Source organism: Pseudomonas sp. S2_H01, assembly GCF_054668305.1.
Window position 1 is genome coordinate 1,391,838 of the sequence record NZ_CP162756.1, and the last position, 16,653, is coordinate 1,408,490.

The window sequence follows — 16,653 nt, forward strand, 5'->3', positions numbered from 1 at the left end:
AGCATGCGCCATATCCCGGATGACGCGGAGCGTCATTGAATGGGTTACCACGCGGAGCGTGGGAACCATCAGCTTGCTGGTGATAGGAGTGAGCCAGTTTCATCAAGGATGAATGACACACCGCATTCGACAGCAAGCTGACTCCCACAGGTTTTGTGCTCCGCCAGTGACAGGAATTCTTTACCCAAAAACGGCGCAAAGCGCGCTTCGCTCTTGAACTTCATACCGCAGCAGCCCAGACACCACAAAACGCGACTTGGGTGCAGGCTGAACGCAGGTGGCGTGGAGTGGGCCGAGCGGCATGGATGCCGCGAGAGCGCCGCAAGGACATGGATGTCCGTTCGGCGCGGGCCCACGGAGCGTCGCCGGAGTGAAGGTATTCCGACGAAGGAGGAACCAAGCCAGGAGCAAAGACACTTGGTTACTTGGTGTCCTTTCAAGTAACCCGCCGAAGGCGGAACAGTTTGGACGTTAGGACAAACCAAACCATCAGCGTCACCCCAAATAGTTGACATGCACACCATACAGGCGAGCTTGCTCGCTCCCACCGGTTGCACAGGTATCAGGTCTCGCGTCCTTCCTGCAGCATCTCCCGTAACACCCCACAATCATTCGCATGCCAGTCCGTCAGTTCCGGCCACGGGTTTTCCGGGAGGTTGACCAGCACCGTATGGGTGCCCGCCGCTTTCCCGCAGGCCAGGTCGAACTGGTAATCGCCGACCATCACCATCTGCGAGGGCTCGACGTTCCAGGCCTGGGCCAGTTTCAGCAATCCGCCGGGATCAGGTTTGGGCAGCGCTTCATCGCGCCCGAGCACGTCTTCCACGTTGAAACAGTCGGCAATGCCAATCGCCTCCAGCGTGACATGCGCCAGTTCTCGCGCATTGCGGGTGAGGATGCCCAGTCGATAGCCTCGCACAGCCAGTTCCCGGACCAGCTCGACCGCTCCCGGCGCCGGTTTCGACGCGACGGCGAGCTCGCGCTCATGTTCCAGCAACCACGCATGCTTCTGCGCGGCAACGTCCGCCGGCAATGCCGCCAGATGGCTCAGAATGTCGTCTTCCTGCGGGATGTCCAACGCGCGCTTGATGGCGGGAAAATCATGCACGGCGATGGTCAGGGTGCCGTCCATGTCGAACACCCAGTGACGCAGTTGCGAGAGGCTCACGACCAGTCCTTGCGATGGCGAATCAGGCCTTCCTGACTGACCGACGCGACGAGCTTGCCGGCCCGGTTGTAGACGCTGCCCCGCGAGAAGCCACGCGAGTTGCCCGCCCATGGGCTGTCCATGGCGTACAGCAACCAGTCATCGGCTCGCAGTTCCCCGTGAAACCACAGCGAATGGTCGAGGCTGGCGATCTGCATGTCTTTCTGCCAAACCGTCTTGCCGTGAGGCAGCAGCGAGGTGGTGAGCAGATTGAAGTCGGACGCGTAGGCGAGCATGTACTTGTGCAACGCCGGGATGTCCGGGAGCGTGCCGTCGGCGCGGAACCAGACGTACTTCACCGGATCGGTCGGCTGGGGGTTGTACGGGTCGGACTCGGTCATCGGGCGAAACTCGATGGGTTTCGGGCACAGCAGCTTGTCCTTCATGTGCGCAGGAATCAGGTGCTCGCGCTGACGCATCAGTTCGACTTCAGACGGCAGGTTTTCCGGGCCGACCACCTGAGGCATCTGGCTCTGGTGTTCGAACCCTTCTTCGTCGTACTGGAACGATGCACTGCAGGTGAAAATGGGCTGGCCTTTCTGGATGGCCGTCACGCGGCGGGTGCTGAAACTGCCGCCATCGCGCACGCGATCAACCTGATAGACGACCGGAAGATGCGCATCGCCGGGACGCAGAAAATAGCCGTGCAGGGAATGAACATGGCGCTCGTCCTCCACCGTTTTGCTGGCCGCCGACAACGATTGGCCCAGCACTTGACCGCCAAACAGCTGGCGAAAACCAAGGTCCTGGCTACGCCCACGGAAGAGGTTCTCTTCAATCGGTTCCAGGCTCAACAGCGACACCAGATCATCCAGCACATGGCTCATTCGGGGCTCCTCGCACACAGTCGTCACACACCATTCATTGCACAGACCGCCCACGGAGGCCGAAGCACAGCCGTCACGGGGCGGTGGGCGAGATGATACAGATGTTTGTAGCCCGATACCCACGATTCACAAGGTCGCCAGCCACTGCTGGCGGTTGATGCGATAGAGCACGTGAGGCCGCAGCGGGTGGCCTTCGGGCAGATTCGGATGATCGAAATCATCGGCCGGCGTGTTCTGCATGCCGATGGCTTGCATGACTTTCTGCGACGGCAGATTACTGACCGCTGTGAACGACACGATTTCGTCCAGCTCGACATGCTCGAACCCGCAGCCCAGGACCGTCCAGGCCGCTTCACTGGCATACCCCAAGCCCCAGTGTTCGCGGGCCAGGCGCCAGCCGATTTCCACCGCAGGGGTGAATGCCGCGTCGAAACCCACCACGTTCAGCCCGGTGAAACCGATGAATTCCCCGGTGTCCTTACGTTCCAGCGCCCACAGACCAAAGCCGTATTCAGCAAAATGCCCCCGCACGCGACCAATCATCTTGGCGCTTTCGAGCCGTGTGAGCAGCGCAGGAAAATACCGCATCACCTGTGGATCGGCGCACATGTGTGCAAAGGCTGGCAAATCATCATCTCGCCACTGACGCATCAACAAGCGTGCGCTGTTGAGCTCAAGTATCGGCTCCATTGAACATCTCCCCTGCCCCGCGCCTCAAAGTGTTTACCCGTTACAACCACGACGGCACTCAGCCAAATCGCTGTGCGGTCGCGGTCATAACTGGCAAGATTCCCCGTCGAACCCTACGCGTACGCACTATGTCCCTGCCGCTTATCTATCACGAAGACTACAGTCCGGCGTTCCCGCCCGACCATCGTTTCCCGATGGACAAATTCCGCCTGTTGCACGACCACCTTGTTGACAGCGGACTGACCACGGATGCTCAGTTATTCCGTCCAGAGGTCTGCCCGGACGATATTCTCGCGCTTGCCCATGACCCTTCGTACATCCGGCGTTACATGGATGGCGACTTGTCGCGCGAAGATCAGCGTCGTCTGGGGCTGCCCTGGAGCGAAGACCTGGCCCGACGCACCGTGCGTGCCGTCGGCGGTTCGTTGCTGACCGCCGAGAAGGCGCTGCAGCACGGTCTGGCCTGTCACCTGGCGGGCGGCACCCATCACGCGCATTACGATTATCCCGCGGGGTTCTGCATCTTCAACGACCTGGCGATCATCAGCCATTACCTGCTGCAAAGCGGGCGGGTCGACCGGGTGTTGATCTTCGACTGCGACGTCCATCAAGGCGATGGTACGGCGCGGATTCTCGAACACACGGACGACGCGATCACCGTCTCGCTGCATTGTGAAAAAAACTTCCCCGCGCGCAAGGCCCAGAGTGATTGGGACATTCCGCTGCCGATGGGCATGGGCGACGACGATTACCTGAAGGTAGTCGATGACACGCTCAATTACCTGCTGCCGCTGTATCGACCCGACCTGGTGCTCTATGACGCGGGTGTCGACGTGCACAAGGACGATGCGCTGGGCTACCTGCAATTGACCGACGACGGCGTGGCACGTCGCGACGAAGCCGTGATGCGCCATTGCCTGGCGCGAGACATTCCGGTGATGGGGGTGATCGGCGGCGGTTACAGCAAGGACCGCGAAGCCTTGGCGCGTCGGCACGGGATTCTGCATCACAGCGCGCAGCGGGTATGGAGCTCGGAAGGGTTATAGCAACCGAGCCCGAACAGGCTTACCCACATCCACTGTGGAACCGCCTGTGGATAACCTGAGCGCAACGCGACAGACGCCATATGGTGCAAGGTGTAGAGCGGGTTGTATGTTTTTTGCTCAATAGTTGTCCACAGGCCGTTCGTTTGCCCTGCACCTCAGTTAGAATGCGCGCCCCACGTCAACGATCCGCAGCTTGCCCATGACCTCAGACACGTCCTCCCCTGCCCCCACTGTTGCCATCATCGGCGGCGGCCCTGCCGGTTTGATGGCGGCCGAAGTGTTGAGCCAGGCGGGCTTCAAGGTCGATCTGTACGACGCAATGCCGTCGGTGGGACGCAAGTTTCTGCTGGCCGGCGTGGGCGGGATGAACATCACCCACTCCGAGGCCTACCCGGCATTTCTGTCGCGCTATGCCGAACGCGCCCCGATGATTGCGCCACTGCTGCGCGGCTTCGGTGCCGAGGCGTTGTGCGAATGGATTCACGGGCTGGGCATTCAAACGTTCGTCGGCAGTTCGGGCCGCGTATTTCCCACGGACATGAAAGCCGCGCCGCTGCTGCGCGCCTGGCTCAAGCGTCTGCGCGACGCGGGTGTCGTTATCCACACCCGCCACCGCTGGCTGGGCTGGAATGCCGACCACAGCCTGCGCATTGCCCACCCGGAAGGCGAACTGACCCTCCAGCCCGCAGCGACGTTGCTCGCATTAGGTGGCGCCAGTTGGGCACGCCTGGGCTCGGACGGCGCGTGGTTGCCGTTACTTGAGGAACGCGGTGTGCCCGTCACACCCCTTCAAGCGGCGAACTGCGGTTTCGAGGTCTCGTCCTGGAGCGATCTGTTGCGCGACAAGTTTGCAGGCGCGCCACTGAAGAACATCGCCATCGGCCTGCAAGGGCATCCTCTGCGGCTGGGCGAATGCGTGCTGACCCAGACCGGTGTCGAAGGCAGTCTGGTCTACGCGCTGTCGGCGCAGATCCGTGAGGCGATCAATCAACAGGGCTCGGCCACGGTGGAGATTGATCTGCTGCCGGGGAAAAGCCTGACCGATGTGCAGAAAGCATTGAGCAAGCCACGTGGCGCTCGTTCCATGTCCAAGCACTTGCACAGTCAGCTTGGCATCGACGGCGTGAAGGCAGGATTGCTGCGTGAGTTGGCGCCTGTCGAGGCGTTCGCGGATCCGGCGCAGCTGGCCCAGGCCGTGAAGCGGTTGCCATTGACGCTGATCAGGCCCCGCCCGTTGGACGAGGCCATCAGCACGGCGGGCGGCGTTCCCTTTGAGGCCCTCGACGAGCGCCTCATGCTCAAGCCTTTGCCGGGCGTGTTCTGCGCCGGAGAAATGCTCGACTGGGAAGCCCCTACCGGCGGCTATCTGCTCACGGCCTGCTTTGCCAGCGGCCGCGCGGCAGGCCTGGGGATGGTGCAATGGTTGCGCGGCTGAAGGGCTCATCACACCCGTAGGCGAGCTGAGCCCGCAATGGCTTATGCCACTCGATCAACCCGCTGTTCCATGGCGGGCAGTGCCCCCTGCTTGTCCGCCGCCGTTTTGGCGTTGGCAGAACCTCCAAGCACGCGTTTGCCCAGTTCGTAGCCTTTCATCTCGACGTACTTGTGCGCGAACCCTGCAATCACGACACAAAACACCGCAACCGCCACCACGAAGAGGTTGTTGCCGAGCATTGATCCTGTGTCCATGAAGCGCTGACCGCCGATCATCGGCGCCAGCTCCAGGCCCGTGACTTTCTGCGCCACGATGAACACCGTCGAGAGGCAGAACAGGAATGCTGCATGGGTCATGTAGATCGAGTACGACAGTTTGCCCAGCAGGACGAACACGCCGGTCTTGAGCAGCGCAGACACCAGGCCGCCTTCGAACGCGAACAGCAACACCAATCCGCAAAACGTCAGGCTGCCAACGGGCGAGCGATAGTCGAAGTCGTTCATCACGATCCAGTAGGTCGCGTACATCATCGCGCACTCAAGAACGGTCATCAGCCAAGGCCGGGGCACGAACTTGTCCCGGATGAGCAGGTACACCACATAGGTGATGTTGCCCGCGAAAAAGCAGGACAACCCGAGCATTGCCCGCTCGACCAAGGGCTCGTTCTCGGAAAAGATCAAGGCAAAGGCCGTCAGCGATATCGCGGCGAACAGCAGGAAGCGGTTTCTCATGGAGAACATGCACAGGGCGCCGAACAGCATATAGATGTAGAACTCGATGCTGATGGTCCAGGACGGGTAATTGAACGACATGGTTTCCGTCAGTGTGGTCCAGGCCTGAACCAGGAACAGGTTGGGCAGGATTTCCTTCGGCGCGAAAAGCCCGGTAAAAGGCACGTTGTTCAGATAGAAACCCTTGTTGTAGGCGATCCAGCGAACCGTCTCGAACAGGATGAATACGGCCAGCATCACCAGGTGCAGCGGATAGAGTCGGAACACGCGGGAAATGAAGAAGGATTTGAATGAAAGATTCGGCTTCATGCCGTAAGTGTGAGCGAGAACAAAACCACTGAGGACAAAGAAGAAATTGAGCAGTACCTCGTCTCGTCGGAAGAACGGCAGCTGGATGAACGTGTCGACCACATGCAGGTGGAAGAACACGACCAGCAATGCGCAAACACCTCTGAAACTGTCGAGTGTGGTGAATCGCTGAACAGGTTTCATAACGCAACTTCCATACTGGTTAGAAGACCGCCACCCTCGGCGGAGACTGAAGCCAGTACACGGTATTTTGTTCGGCTCAACCTCGACAGTTGAAATATTTCATCCCTGATACAGACGAGGGAGGGAAAGTTGACGTCAGCGTTTGACGCGTCTGACTAAAGGGTCATGCACAGACCTGATGGTCAACTGCTCGTCAGATTGCTCGACGAAATGCTGACGCCATCAGGCCCGTCTTCAGGGTCTCGGTACCCGTCACTGTATTGTCTTGCCAGACCGCAGCAACTGACGCGCCGAGTCCGCAATCATCACCACCGCGCCTGCGAGCATCAGCACATCCTTGAGCACCAGACGGCCGCCACCTGAGAGGTAAGGGAATCCATAGTTGGCATCGCCAAGGTTGGAGACCCAGGCTTCGGGTGTCGTGAAGAGAAACGAAAGGGTCACGATGGGCGTCAGGAAGGCGAGGATCGAACCGAGCATGCCCAGACGACGAGAGAACCCGTATGACAGCACCAGCAAGCCGATCAGGATTTCGACGGTGCCCAGACCGTCGGAGAACGCATAGGTGTGGTTGCTGACCTGCCATTCGCGTTTGACCGGGTCCAGTTGGCCTTCGTGGGTCAGGTGCTCCTTGTACTCGTGCGGGTGTTCATAAAAGAACGACATCACCGGGCTGTTGGCCACGAACGGGGTAATGCTGTCGGCCTCGTAGGGCACGAACTTCAATGCACCGATCCAGATAAAGATGATGGCGACGCCGATCCTGATCAGGTGGATGCCGAGTTTGTCGAGGCGGGAAGCCTTTTGCAGCAGGGTATTGAGCGTGAGCATGGCGTTGAGCCCTTGGTGATTTCAGTGGACTCAAGGTTAAGGAGACGCGGATCTCAGGTTACGTCCGATCCGCTCAAGCTTTTGCGCAATCGTCTCAAACCGGATCGAGGGTACTCCGTGTTTCTTCATTCGCCCGTGGGGACTTTCCCACTATCAACCACAGCGATGATCGCTACCAATACGATTGACTTCTTAATAATCCAGCGCCGCGTAACATTGCCTCCATACCGAGTTAACAACTGACGAATTCTGGAGCAACCCTCATGAAAACCAACTCACTGATCCTTGGCCTGGCCTTCTCCGTACTGGCAAGCAGCGCATTCGCTTTGCCCGCTGTCGATGCCAGCCAACACCTGAATTCGCCGGTCGTTGCCGAAAACGGTTCTGACCACACCGGCCTGGGTCGCATCGCTGCTGACGGCGCCGATCGTGTCGGTGCCAACCGTGTGGCGGCTGATGGCGCTGACCGCGTTGGTGCGAACCGTGTCGCTGAAAACGGTTCTGATCACACCAACATGGGTCGCGTCGCTGCTGACGGTGCTGACCGCGTAGGTGCCAACCGTGTTGCTGAAAACGGTTCTGATCACACCCAGCTGGGCCGCATCGCTGCTGATGGTGCGGACCGCGTAGGCGCCAACCGTGTCGCTGAAAACGGTTCTGATCACACCCACCTGGGCCGCATCGCTGCTGATGGTGCTGATCACGTCGGTGCAAGCCGCCTGAGCTGATTCACCCTTCGCTCCCTCCCAGCCCGGCCTTTGCCGGGCTTGATTGTTTTTGGGCTCCGCGAACGCCCATGCCAGGGCTCTCCACGCGTCCCGGTAAGAAAAACTCCCGCCATTGCTCCGACATTTCTTACAGATTTCCCGGTTCCCGCCGATGCACTCGTACATTTGAATGTTTTGCTGGCTTTCATAGAACAACAACTCTCCAGCTGACGATTTCAAAAAATGGACATTCTGGAGAATTGTGATGAAGAGCTGGTTCGCCAACATCAGCGTCAATATGAAGCTGGCCCTCGGGTTCGGTGTCGTACTCGTTTTTACTGCCCTGCTTGCACTGATCGGCTGGAACAGTCTGGGCAACATGACCTACCGCAGTGATCGCGTGGCCGACATCACCAAACTCGGCTACAAACTCACCGACCTGCGCGTGACCCGTCTGCAATACATGCTCAGCAACGGCGATGAGGCCGTGGCCCAAACCGTGCAGACCGCCCTGGACGCCTACAAGGCCCAACAGCAATACCTGCAGACCACGTTCAGCAACCCGCTGAACGTACCCACGATCAAAGCGTTGGGCGATCAGATCAGTGCCTATCAGAACTCACTGAACAAGATGCGCGATGGCTATAGGACCAGCGCCAAAGTACGCGCCGATATGGGTGTCGATGCCGTGAAAGCGGCCGAGTTGATCGCCGCGATCAACGATGACGTGGTGAAGCTGGACCCGACCGACGAACGTCGTTTCGAGCAGTACCAGACCATCATCAAGGCCAAAGAAGACGTCATGCTGGTGCGCTACGAAGTGCGCGGTTACACCGGCAACGTCAACGCCAAGACCGAAGAAGCCGCCACTCGTCAGCTGTCTGCCGCCATCAGTGGCCTTGAGAAACTGAATGCGACGTTCGGCAGTACGCATGCCGATCGGTTGAAACAGCTGGAAGCGTCGCTGATCGGGTACCGCAACTCGGTTCAAGGCTTCAAAGCCGCCACCGACAGCATCAACGCCGCACGCGCCGAGATGACCGAAGAGCAAGCCCAGATCATCAAACTGAGCCAGCAACTGATCGACATTCAGAACACGCTGGGCGAATCCGATGTTCATGAAGCGCGCACGTTGCAAATCGGCGGTACCCTGCTGGCGCTGATCTTCGGTGCCTTGGCGGCGCTGCTCATTACTCGCCAGATCACCGGCCCGTTGCAGGAAACCCTGAAGGTCGTCGACCGCATCGCATCCGGCGATCTGTCACACGACATGATCGTTACCCGCAAGGATGAACTGGGCGTGCTGCAGCACGGCATTCAACGCATGGGCACCACCTTGCGTGAACTGATTGGCGGCATCCGGGACAGCGTCACGCAAATCGCCAGCGCCGCCGAAGAACTGTCTGCGGTCACCGAGCAGACCAGCGCTGGCGTCAACAGCCAGAAAGTAGAGACCGACCAGGTCGCCACTGCCATGCACGAGATGTCGGCCACCGTTCACGAGGTCGCGCGCAATGCCGAACAAGCGTCGGTCGCCGCCTCCGATGCCGACAAGCAGGCCCGTGATGGCGACAAAGTCGTCGGCGAAGCGATTGCCCAGATTGAAAAGCTGGCCAGCGAAGTGGTTCGCTCCACGGACGCCATGAGCGTTCTGGAACAGGAAAGCGACAAGATCGGCAAGGTGATGGACGTGATCAAGGCCGTTGCCGAGCAGACCAACCTGCTGGCGCTCAACGCCGCGATCGAAGCCGCTCGCGCAGGCGAAGCCGGCCGTGGATTTGCGGTCGTGGCCGATGAAGTCCGTGGCCTGGCGCAGCGTACCCAGCAATCCACCGAAGAAATCGAAGGCCTGGTTGCCGCCCTGCAGAACGGCACGCGTCAGGTCTCGGACATCATGCTCAGCAGTCGCAACCTCACCGACAGCAGCGTGGCGCTGACCCGCAAGGCCGGCACTTCGCTGGAAAGCATTACCAACACCGTCTCGAACATTCAGGCGATGAACCAGCAGATCGCCGCCGCGGCCGAGCAGCAAAGCTCGGTGGCCGAAGAAATCAGCCGCAGCATCCTCAACGTGCGAGATGTCTCCGAACAGACGGCCGCCGCCAGTGAAGAGACCGCCGCGTCCAGCGTCGAACTGGCCCGTCTGGGCAACCAGTTGCAGATGCTGGTCAGCCACTTCAAGGTGTAAATCGGAACACAGGCCGCGCCGGGTTCAACACCCGGCGCGGCCTTTTTTTTAACTGAACCCAGTGTGGCAAATGGCGTCTGTGAATCCGAGGTCGCAAGAAAGGGATTTACTCAGCGCACATTTGCCACATACTGCCCGCGCTGTTTTTATTCGTCAGATTCACCTCTAACAACGCCAGGTTCATCTTCATGAAAAAAATTCTGCCTTACCTGCTGAGCGCCGCCATCACCTTTATTCCTGCGGCTTTTACCCACGCTGCAACGGCCACCGCCCCTGTTCAACTGATCGTCTTGAGTTCCGGCGGCATCATGGGCGCCTTCAAGGCCGTCACTCCGGATTACGAACAACGCGTGGGCGTCAAACTGCAGGGTGAAGTGGCACCTTCCATGGGCGCAACCCCGCAAGCCATCCCCAATCGCCTTGCGCGTCAGGAACCTGCCGACGTGGTGCTGATGGTGGGTGCCGCGCTGGACAAGCTGATCAAGGACGGCAAGGTCGATCCGAAAACCCGCGTCGATCTGGGCAAATCCTACATCGCCATGGCTGTCCGTCACGGCGCGCCGCACCCTGATATCAGCACCATGGAAGCGTTCAAACAGACCCTGCTCGACGCCAAGACCATCGCGTATTCCGACAGCGCCAGCGGCGTTTACCTGTCACGCGTTCTGTTCAACCAGATGCACATCGCCGACCGCATCCAGAGCAAAAGCCACATGATTCCGGCCGAGCCCGTGGGAGAAGTGGTCGCGCGCGGGGACGCCGAGATCGGCTTTCAGCAATTGAGTGAATTGAAGCCGGTGGACGGGATCGACATCATCGGGCTGATCCCTGATCAGGCCCAGCAGATGACCCTGTATTCGGCCGGTGTCGTGACCAAGAGCAAACACCCAGAGCAAGCCAAACAGTTCCTGGAGTTCCTGAGCTCGTCGGCGGCAGCGCCTGCGATCAAAGCCAGCGGACTGGACCCGATTGCGAAATAGCTCCTTCTGCGCCGGTCCCTGTGGGGGTGAGCAAGCTCACGCCCACAATGGGCGTTTCAACTCAGGTCCAACTCAATCAACTCGCCTCGCACATCGGGCCCGTCGATGTGCAGCATCCCGACCGTGATCGGCAACTTGAAGCGCCGTGGCCCGGCGCTCCCCGGGTTGATGAACAGCACACCCTGTCGCGTCTGCTGCAGCGGCTTGTGGGAATGCCCGGTCACCACCACGCTCACGTCAGACGGCAAAGTGTCTGGCACATCCGCCAGGATATGGGTGACGTAGATCGCCAAGTCGCCAATCCTCAGGGTTGCTTCGTACGGCACCTGCGACGCCCAGGCATCGTCGGTGTCGTTATTGCCCCGCACCACCGTCAGCGGCGCGATGTTCCTTAAGGCGTCGAGAATCGACGGCTTGCCGATGTCGCCACCGTGGATCAGGTAATCACAGCCGCGCAACGCCTCAAGCGCCTGCGGTCGCAGCAGACCGTGGGTGTCTGCAATAAGGCCGACCTTGATCGTCATCGGTCAGTTTCCTGCCGATGAAACAGCCGCTTGCCGGGACTGCACCCGCTTCATGCTGAGCATCGCCAGCAAGGCGACCAGCGCCACCAGCGATGCGAAAAACTCGCCGACATGAGGCAAGCCAAACGCCTGCACGCTGAAACCGACCGCCACCACCGGCACCGAAATCGACACGTAGAGCACCACAAAGAATGCGGAGGTCACTGCGGCCTTCTGATCAGGCGGACTGCTCGCGGTCACCGCCCCCATGCCAGAGCGCAGGATCATGCCCTGCCCGATCCCCGCAAGCAGGCCGGCAAGAATGAGCAGCAGTAACTGTGCGGTGGCGATGCTCAGTCCCAGGGAAATCATGCCCAGCATCAAGCCCACGCAGCCCAGGTTCATGTGTTGCGATTTAGGAAGCCACTGCAACGATGCCTGCCCCACGATCGATGCCACGAAGAACAAGCCAATCACTGCACCGATCACCAGCCCGCCCCGCTCCTCCATGATGTGAATCATCACCGAGGGCACCATGCTGGTGAACAATCCCGCGACACTGAAACCTGCCAGTCCGGCAATCGACGCCGAGATGAAAACACCGCGAACCGAAGCCGGGACCGAGGGTTTCTGAATGCCGAGTTTCAATTGCGCAGGACGCTTCACGGTCTCGCGAATCACCGCAATGCCCAGCGCGGCCAGGAGCAACAGCGCAAGGTGCACGTAGAAAATCAGGTGCAACGGATCGTCCAGGTACTGCGAGGTGAAGCCTGCCAACAAGGGCCCGAGCCCCAGTCCCAGCATGTTCGCGGCGGTCGCCATCAACGTGGCGTTCTTCCAGGATCTGGGTGCCAGCTCAATCACCGCCACCGTCGCCGTACCGGTCATGATGCCGGCCGAAAACCCCGAGAACAGGCGCCCGATCAGCAAGCCGCCTATGGAATCCGTGCACAGGAAAATCACCGCGCTGATGGCCCCCATCGACAACCCGGCGAGCAACATCGGCCGCCGCCCCAACTGATCCGACCAACTCCCGACCGCCAACAACGCTGCGATCACCCCCGCCGCATAAATGGAGAAGATGATCGTCAGCCAGCTGGCATCAAAGCCCAGCCGTTGCTGATAGATCGCATAAAGCGGTGTCGGCAGCGTGGTACCCACCATCGCGATCAATAACGCGGCGGCCGCTATGAAGAAGTCGCGGGAAGAAGGTGAAGCGGGCGAGGTCATGAATCCTCCAGACCAATTAAACGGACACACATTATTCGCGGATTGCGTACAACGCGCTGGGAAAGTTTCTCCGGGCAATGGACCGCAGCGCTAACCGTTGCGTTCGACTGAACGCTCAGGTATCGGCGCAGAGCCACGGAATATGGCGATGAAAACGTTAACATTAGAGGCCGTGACAGCACCGCGTTCGCCCGCCATCGTGCTAGCCTTGCGCAATCCTGCAACGATGCGGCCTTCCCGCCTGTTGTCCCGTTCCAACGTCGCCAGAAGTCCAATGAGCAAAAAAACGCCCGTCACCATTTCCGACATCGCCCGCCGTGTGAACATGACGCCGGTCACCGTTTCCCGTGCGTTGAACAAACCCGATCTGGTCAAGCCCGCAACCCTGGCGCGGATTCTGGAGGTGGCGCAGGAACTGGACTATGTGCCCAACGCGTTCGCCCGAAGCCTCAAGCGCAGCGAGAGCATGATCATCGGCGTGATCACGGCGTCGGTGGACAACCCGTTTTACAGCGAGATGATCAAGGCGATTTCCCGCGAGGCGAAAAAACACGGCTACACCATCATGCTGGTGGACACCGATGGTTCGGAAGAGCTGGAGCGTAAGGCCGTCGACACCCTGCTCAGCTATCGCGTCGCAGGCATCATCCTGTCTCCGGTGTCGGATGAACCGGAGTATCAGCCCGCTTACCTCAGTCGCCTGAGCAATGGCGAGATTCCTGTCGTGCAACTGGACCGCGCGCTGCACGACAGCCCGTTCAGCCATGTGGTGTTGGACAACTATCACAGCGGATTGAAAGGCGCGCGCTACCTCTTGTCGCAAAACCCGGCGATGGCGCGGCTGCTGGTGTTGACGGGCCCGGCGCATTCGCGGATTTCCGAGGAGCGTCTCAAGGGTGTGAAAGCTGCCCTCGCAGAAAGCGGCAAGCAGGTTCAGCTGGATGTGTTTGCCGGTGATTACACCCTGGCGCCTTCGTACCAGAGCACACTGGATTACCTGAGCGAACAGTCAGTGCCCGATGCGATCTTCGGCTTTAACCAATTGATCACGCTCGGTGCGATGAAAGCACTGCGTGACCGAAACATCGCGCACGAGAGCGTGCCCATCTGCGGCATCGACCGGTTGCCGTTCGCCGATATCTTCGGCATCCCCATCGCCTGCATCGCGCACGACGCGTCACGCGCAGGCAGCAGCGCCGTGACCCTGTTGCTGGAGCGCATTCAGGATCGCTACCTGCCGAAGGCGAAGGTGGTGATTGTGGGCGAGCTTGAGAATGGGGTGACGGGCTGAGTGGCTGATGCAGAACCTGTAGGCGCGGGGCTTGTCCCGCGAGGGCGATCTATCTGGAACCATCGCGTTGCCTGACAAGACGCCATCGCGGGCAAGCGCGCCTACAGATTGCACGTTATTTGCTGGTATACCCCCCATCAATCGGTAGCGAGACGCCACTGATCATCGACGCCGCGTCGCTCAGCAGAAACAGAATCGGCGCCGCGACTTCCGAGGTCTCGGCAAAGCGTCCAAGCGGGATGGCCGCCAAGGCCGGATCGCGCTTGCTTGGCTCGCTCCAGGCCATCTGCGCCATCGGGGTCAGGGTCACGGTCGGGTTGACGCTGTTCACGCGAATTCCATGTTTGCCCCATTCGCCACACTGCACACGGGTCATGGCGTCCATGGCACCTTTGGACGCGCAGTAACTCAGGTGGTCGTCCAGAGCCACCAGCGACGCCTGGCTCGACACATTGACGATGCTGCCCTTGACGCCCTCGCCAATCATCGCCTTGGCCACGCTGGCCGCCACCATCGCGGCCGCGCGCACGTTAACCGTCATCACCTGATCGAACGCCGAGGCACTGACCTCGGTCGCCGCTTCCAGAATGGAAATGCCGGCGCAATTGACCAGGCCGTGCATCACCGGCAACTGCGCGAGTATGGAAGCCAGTTGCACCTGGTCGGCCATGTCCACGCGCAAGACCTTACAGCCCTGACCGGCCAGTGTGTCCAATGCAGCCGCATCGCGCCCCATGGCATACACGCCGGCGCCTGCGCTGAGCAACTGCTGGGCAACTTCCCGACCGATACCGCTGCTGGCGCCGGTCACCAGCACACGCTGGCCGCTGAAATCAAAACGGGCGGTGTTCACATTCACGCTCCTTGCAGACGATGCATGATCGGTTTCAGCGCCGGGTACAGCGCCACGTAATCGGCGAACAGGCGCGAATAGAGCGCGACGTTGTCCGCTTGAGGCTCTGCCCGACGCTCCAGTTGAATCCAGCCTTTGTGTACCTGTTCTTCATCGACCAGCCCGACTGCATGGGCGGCCAGCAGCGCGGCGCCGAGGGCCGCCTCGACCTCCTGAACGATGGTGTAGACCGGGAAATGGGTGACGTCGGCAATGATCTGCATCCACAGGTCTGAATGGCTCGCGCCACCGACCACGATCAACCGAGGGTCCAGAGACTGCGCGCCTTTGGTCCCGGCCTCGATGTTGTGGCGCAGCGCGTAGGTCACGCCCTCCAGCACCGCGCGGTACAGGTGAATCCGCGTGTGATAGAGGCTCAGGCCGACAAAGCTGCCGCTGGCTTTCGCGTCCCAGACCGGGCTGCGCTCGCCCATCAGATAGGGCTGAAAGAGCACGCCGTCGCTGCCCGCCGGAATCTTCGTCGCAGCGCGTTCGAGGATGACGTGGCTGTCTTCGCCCGTCTCGCGCCCCTGTTGCTCTTCCGCCTGACAGAACTGCTCGCGGAACCAGCTGACAGAAGCGCCAGCGGTAATCGCGCCGCCAAAAATGTAGAGGTCTCTGGCGCCGTTGAAGACGTGGGGAAAGCTGACCAGGCCATGCCGCGCATCGACCTGTTGATTGAGGTAACCCCAGCACATGCTGGTGCCGATCATCGCGACGTGGTTGCCGGCTTGCGTGACGCCCGCAGCGAACGTCGCCATTGCGGCATCAACGCCGCCGCCCAGCACAGGCGTACCTGCCGACAACCCCAGCCGTTCGGCCCACTTGTTCAGCAGGCCGCCGACCACGTCACCTGAATGCACCAGACGCTCGGGCATCATCGATTGCGGGATACCCAGTGCGTCGAGCATTTCTGTCGACCAGCCTCGTTCCTCGACGTCGTAAACGCCGCCAATATTGCCGGCCGAGCTGTGATCGACCGCCACTTCGCCGGTCAGGCAGTAATTGATGTAACTGTTGGGCGGCAACAGGTATAGGGTGTCAGCCCAGACGCGTGGTTGTTTGTCCTTGAGCCAGAGCATCTTGGTAAAGCCGTAATAGCTGTCCACCGAGTTGCCGGTGATGGCATGCAGGCGTTCCAGATCGACGTTCTGCCTGACCCACTCCACCTGTTCTTCGGCGCGTCGATCCATCCAGATCAGACACGGGTAGAGCGGTTTGATCTGCGCATCGACCGCAATGCCGGAGCCGCCATACAGGCTGCTCACGCACAGCGATTTGACGCTGTCTTTGGGCACGGCGCTTTTTTTCATACAGGCGGCGACGCAGAGTTCCACCGCGTCCAGCCACACCTGAGGCCATTGCTCGGCCCAGCGCGGTTTAGGGGTATCGACCTTGTAGCTGTGACTGTGCTGCGCGACGATGCGGCCCTGAGCATCAACCAGCAATGCCTTGGTGCTCTGGGTGCCGATGTCGACCCCGATGACGTATTCCATCTTCGTGCGCTCTCTTGTTATTGGGTGGGTTCAGCTGACACGGCTCGATCCTTGGGTTCTGCCTCGATCCACTGTAGCCGCTGATCCACCTCGGACACTGTAGGAGC

The 16,653-nt window shown here is 60.3% G+C and carries 15 protein-coding genes and 1 pseudogene; 7 read left to right on the plus strand and 9 right to left on the minus strand.

Annotation, left to right across the window (positions count from 1 at the left end):
* Positions 1-562: 562 nt before the first annotated feature.
* The 3 genes from AB4N84_RS06145 to AB4N84_RS06155 form a co-directional block, all read right to left on the minus strand.
* A complete protein-coding gene (locus AB4N84_RS06145; protein WP_460045617.1) occupies positions 563-1,168 on the minus strand; it encodes an HAD family hydrolase in 606 nt (201 codons plus the stop codon).
* Positions 1,165-2,034 carry an acyl-CoA thioesterase II gene (gene tesB, locus AB4N84_RS06150; protein WP_346829092.1) on the minus strand — a complete coding sequence of 290 codons (870 nt, stop codon included), beginning with the start codon at positions 2,032-2,034 and terminating at the stop codon, positions 1,165-1,167. The genes AB4N84_RS06145 and tesB overlap by 4 nt, the downstream gene beginning before the upstream one ends.
* Positions 2,035-2,160: 126 nt before the next feature.
* Positions 2,161-2,724 (minus strand): GNAT family N-acetyltransferase, encoded by a 564-nt coding sequence (locus AB4N84_RS06155; protein WP_074756290.1) that lies wholly within the window; start codon positions 2,722-2,724, stop codon positions 2,161-2,163.
* A 128-nt stretch (positions 2,725-2,852) separates the two neighbouring features.
* On the opposite strand from AB4N84_RS06155, the gene AB4N84_RS06160 reads away from it, so the two are divergent.
* On the plus strand, positions 2,853-3,770 hold the full coding sequence (locus AB4N84_RS06160; RefSeq protein ID WP_460045618.1) for a histone deacetylase family protein: 918 nt from the start codon (positions 2,853-2,855) through the stop codon (positions 3,768-3,770).
* A 199-nt stretch (positions 3,771-3,969) separates the two neighbouring features.
* Complete coding sequence (locus AB4N84_RS06165; RefSeq protein ID WP_460045620.1) at positions 3,970-5,205, plus strand: TIGR03862 family flavoprotein; 1,236 nt, start codon at positions 3,970-3,972, stop codon at positions 5,203-5,205.
* Positions 5,206-5,246: 41 nt separating this feature from the next.
* Here the strand turns inward: AB4N84_RS06165 and AB4N84_RS06170 are convergent, their stop codons facing one another.
* Positions 5,247-6,428, minus strand: coding sequence for an acyltransferase family protein (locus AB4N84_RS06170; RefSeq protein ID WP_074756296.1), 1,182 nt, complete (start codon positions 6,426-6,428; stop codon positions 5,247-5,249).
* A gap of 252 nt (positions 6,429-6,680) precedes the next feature.
* Positions 6,681-7,259: a reactive chlorine resistance membrane protein RclC gene (rclC, locus tag AB4N84_RS06175; RefSeq protein WP_074756298.1), complete on the minus strand. Its 579-nt coding sequence runs from the start codon at positions 7,257-7,259 to the stop codon at positions 6,681-6,683.
* Between the two features lie 263 nt (positions 7,260-7,522).
* Between rclC and AB4N84_RS06180 the strand changes: the two genes are divergently transcribed.
* The 4 genes and pseudogenes from AB4N84_RS06180 to AB4N84_RS06195 all read left to right on the plus strand — a co-directional run bounded on the left by AB4N84_RS06180 (position 7,523) and on the right by AB4N84_RS06195 (position 11,134).
* Positions 7,523-7,987, plus strand: coding sequence for a hypothetical protein (locus tag AB4N84_RS06180; protein ID WP_460045621.1), 465 nt, complete (start codon positions 7,523-7,525; stop codon positions 7,985-7,987).
* 358 nt (positions 7,988-8,345) lie between these two features.
* Positions 8,346-9,251 (plus strand): annotated as a pseudogene (locus AB4N84_RS06185) (methyl-accepting chemotaxis protein); the annotation flags it as partial.
* 198 nt (positions 9,252-9,449) lie between these two features.
* Complete coding sequence (locus AB4N84_RS06190; RefSeq protein WP_460046949.1) at positions 9,450-10,154, plus strand: methyl-accepting chemotaxis protein; 705 nt, start codon at positions 9,450-9,452, stop codon at positions 10,152-10,154.
* Positions 10,155-10,342: 188 nt separating this feature from the next.
* Complete coding sequence (locus AB4N84_RS06195) at positions 10,343-11,134, plus strand: substrate-binding domain-containing protein (RefSeq protein ID WP_074756303.1); 792 nt, start codon at positions 10,343-10,345, stop codon at positions 11,132-11,134.
* A gap of 56 nt (positions 11,135-11,190) precedes the next feature.
* Here the strand turns inward: AB4N84_RS06195 and AB4N84_RS06200 are convergent, their stop codons facing one another.
* Positions 11,191-11,658: a metallophosphoesterase family protein gene (locus AB4N84_RS06200; protein ID WP_460045622.1), complete on the minus strand. Its 468-nt coding sequence runs from the start codon at positions 11,656-11,658 to the stop codon at positions 11,191-11,193.
* Positions 11,659-11,661: 3 nt separating this feature from the next.
* Positions 11,662-12,867, minus strand: coding sequence for an MFS transporter (locus tag AB4N84_RS06205; RefSeq protein ID WP_460045623.1), 1,206 nt, complete (start codon positions 12,865-12,867; stop codon positions 11,662-11,664).
* A 274-nt stretch (positions 12,868-13,141) separates the two neighbouring features.
* On the opposite strand from AB4N84_RS06205, the gene AB4N84_RS06210 reads away from it, so the two are divergent.
* The gene (locus tag AB4N84_RS06210; protein ID WP_074756307.1) at positions 13,142-14,158 is read left to right on the plus strand and encodes a LacI family DNA-binding transcriptional regulator; all 1,017 of its coding nucleotides are present in this window, start codon (positions 13,142-13,144) and stop codon (positions 14,156-14,158) included.
* Positions 14,159-14,273: 115 nt separating this feature from the next.
* Here the strand turns inward: AB4N84_RS06210 and AB4N84_RS06215 are convergent, their stop codons facing one another.
* Together AB4N84_RS06215 and AB4N84_RS06220 are read right to left on the minus strand one after the other, a co-directional pair.
* Positions 14,274-15,011, minus strand: a complete 738-nt coding sequence (locus AB4N84_RS06215; protein WP_460045624.1) for an SDR family oxidoreductase — start codon at positions 15,009-15,011, stop codon at positions 14,274-14,276.
* Between the two features lie 2 nt (positions 15,012-15,013).
* A complete protein-coding gene (locus tag AB4N84_RS06220) occupies positions 15,014-16,546 on the minus strand; it encodes an FGGY-family carbohydrate kinase (RefSeq protein WP_460045626.1) in 1,533 nt (510 codons plus the stop codon).
* Positions 16,547-16,653: the final 107 nt, after the last annotated feature.

Bases quoted from the DNA above. Each gene is read 5' to 3' on its own strand.
- tesB (WP_346829092.1), bottom strand. From the start codon at position 2,034: ATGAGCCATGTGCTGGATGATCTGGTGTCGCTGTTGAGCCTGGAACCG.
- AB4N84_RS06155 (WP_074756290.1), bottom strand. From the start codon at position 2,724: ATGGAGCCGATACTTGAGCTCAACAGCGCACGCTTGTTGATGCGTCAG.
- AB4N84_RS06160 (WP_460045618.1), top strand. From the start codon at position 2,853: ATGTCCCTGCCGCTTATCTATCACGAAGACTACAGTCCGGCGTTCCCG.
- AB4N84_RS06165 (WP_460045620.1), top strand. From the start codon at position 3,970: ATGACCTCAGACACGTCCTCCCCTGCCCCCACTGTTGCCATCATCGGC.
- AB4N84_RS06170 (WP_074756296.1), bottom strand. From the start codon at position 6,428: ATGAAACCTGTTCAGCGATTCACCACACTCGACAGTTTCAGAGGTGTT.
- rclC (WP_074756298.1), bottom strand. From the start codon at position 7,259: ATGCTCACGCTCAATACCCTGCTGCAAAAGGCTTCCCGCCTCGACAAA.
- AB4N84_RS06180 (WP_460045621.1), top strand. From the start codon at position 7,523: ATGAAAACCAACTCACTGATCCTTGGCCTGGCCTTCTCCGTACTGGCA.
- AB4N84_RS06190 (WP_460046949.1), top strand. From the start codon at position 9,450: ATGTCGGCCACCGTTCACGAGGTCGCGCGCAATGCCGAACAAGCGTCG.
- AB4N84_RS06195 (WP_074756303.1), top strand. From the start codon at position 10,343: ATGAAAAAAATTCTGCCTTACCTGCTGAGCGCCGCCATCACCTTTATT.
- AB4N84_RS06200 (WP_460045622.1), bottom strand. From the start codon at position 11,658: ATGACGATCAAGGTCGGCCTTATTGCAGACACCCACGGTCTGCTGCGA.
- AB4N84_RS06205 (WP_460045623.1), bottom strand. From the start codon at position 12,867: ATGACCTCGCCCGCTTCACCTTCTTCCCGCGACTTCTTCATAGCGGCC.
- AB4N84_RS06210 (WP_074756307.1), top strand. From the start codon at position 13,142: ATGAGCAAAAAAACGCCCGTCACCATTTCCGACATCGCCCGCCGTGTG.
- AB4N84_RS06220 (WP_460045626.1), bottom strand. From the start codon at position 16,546: ATGGAATACGTCATCGGGGTCGACATCGGCACCCAGAGCACCAAGGCA.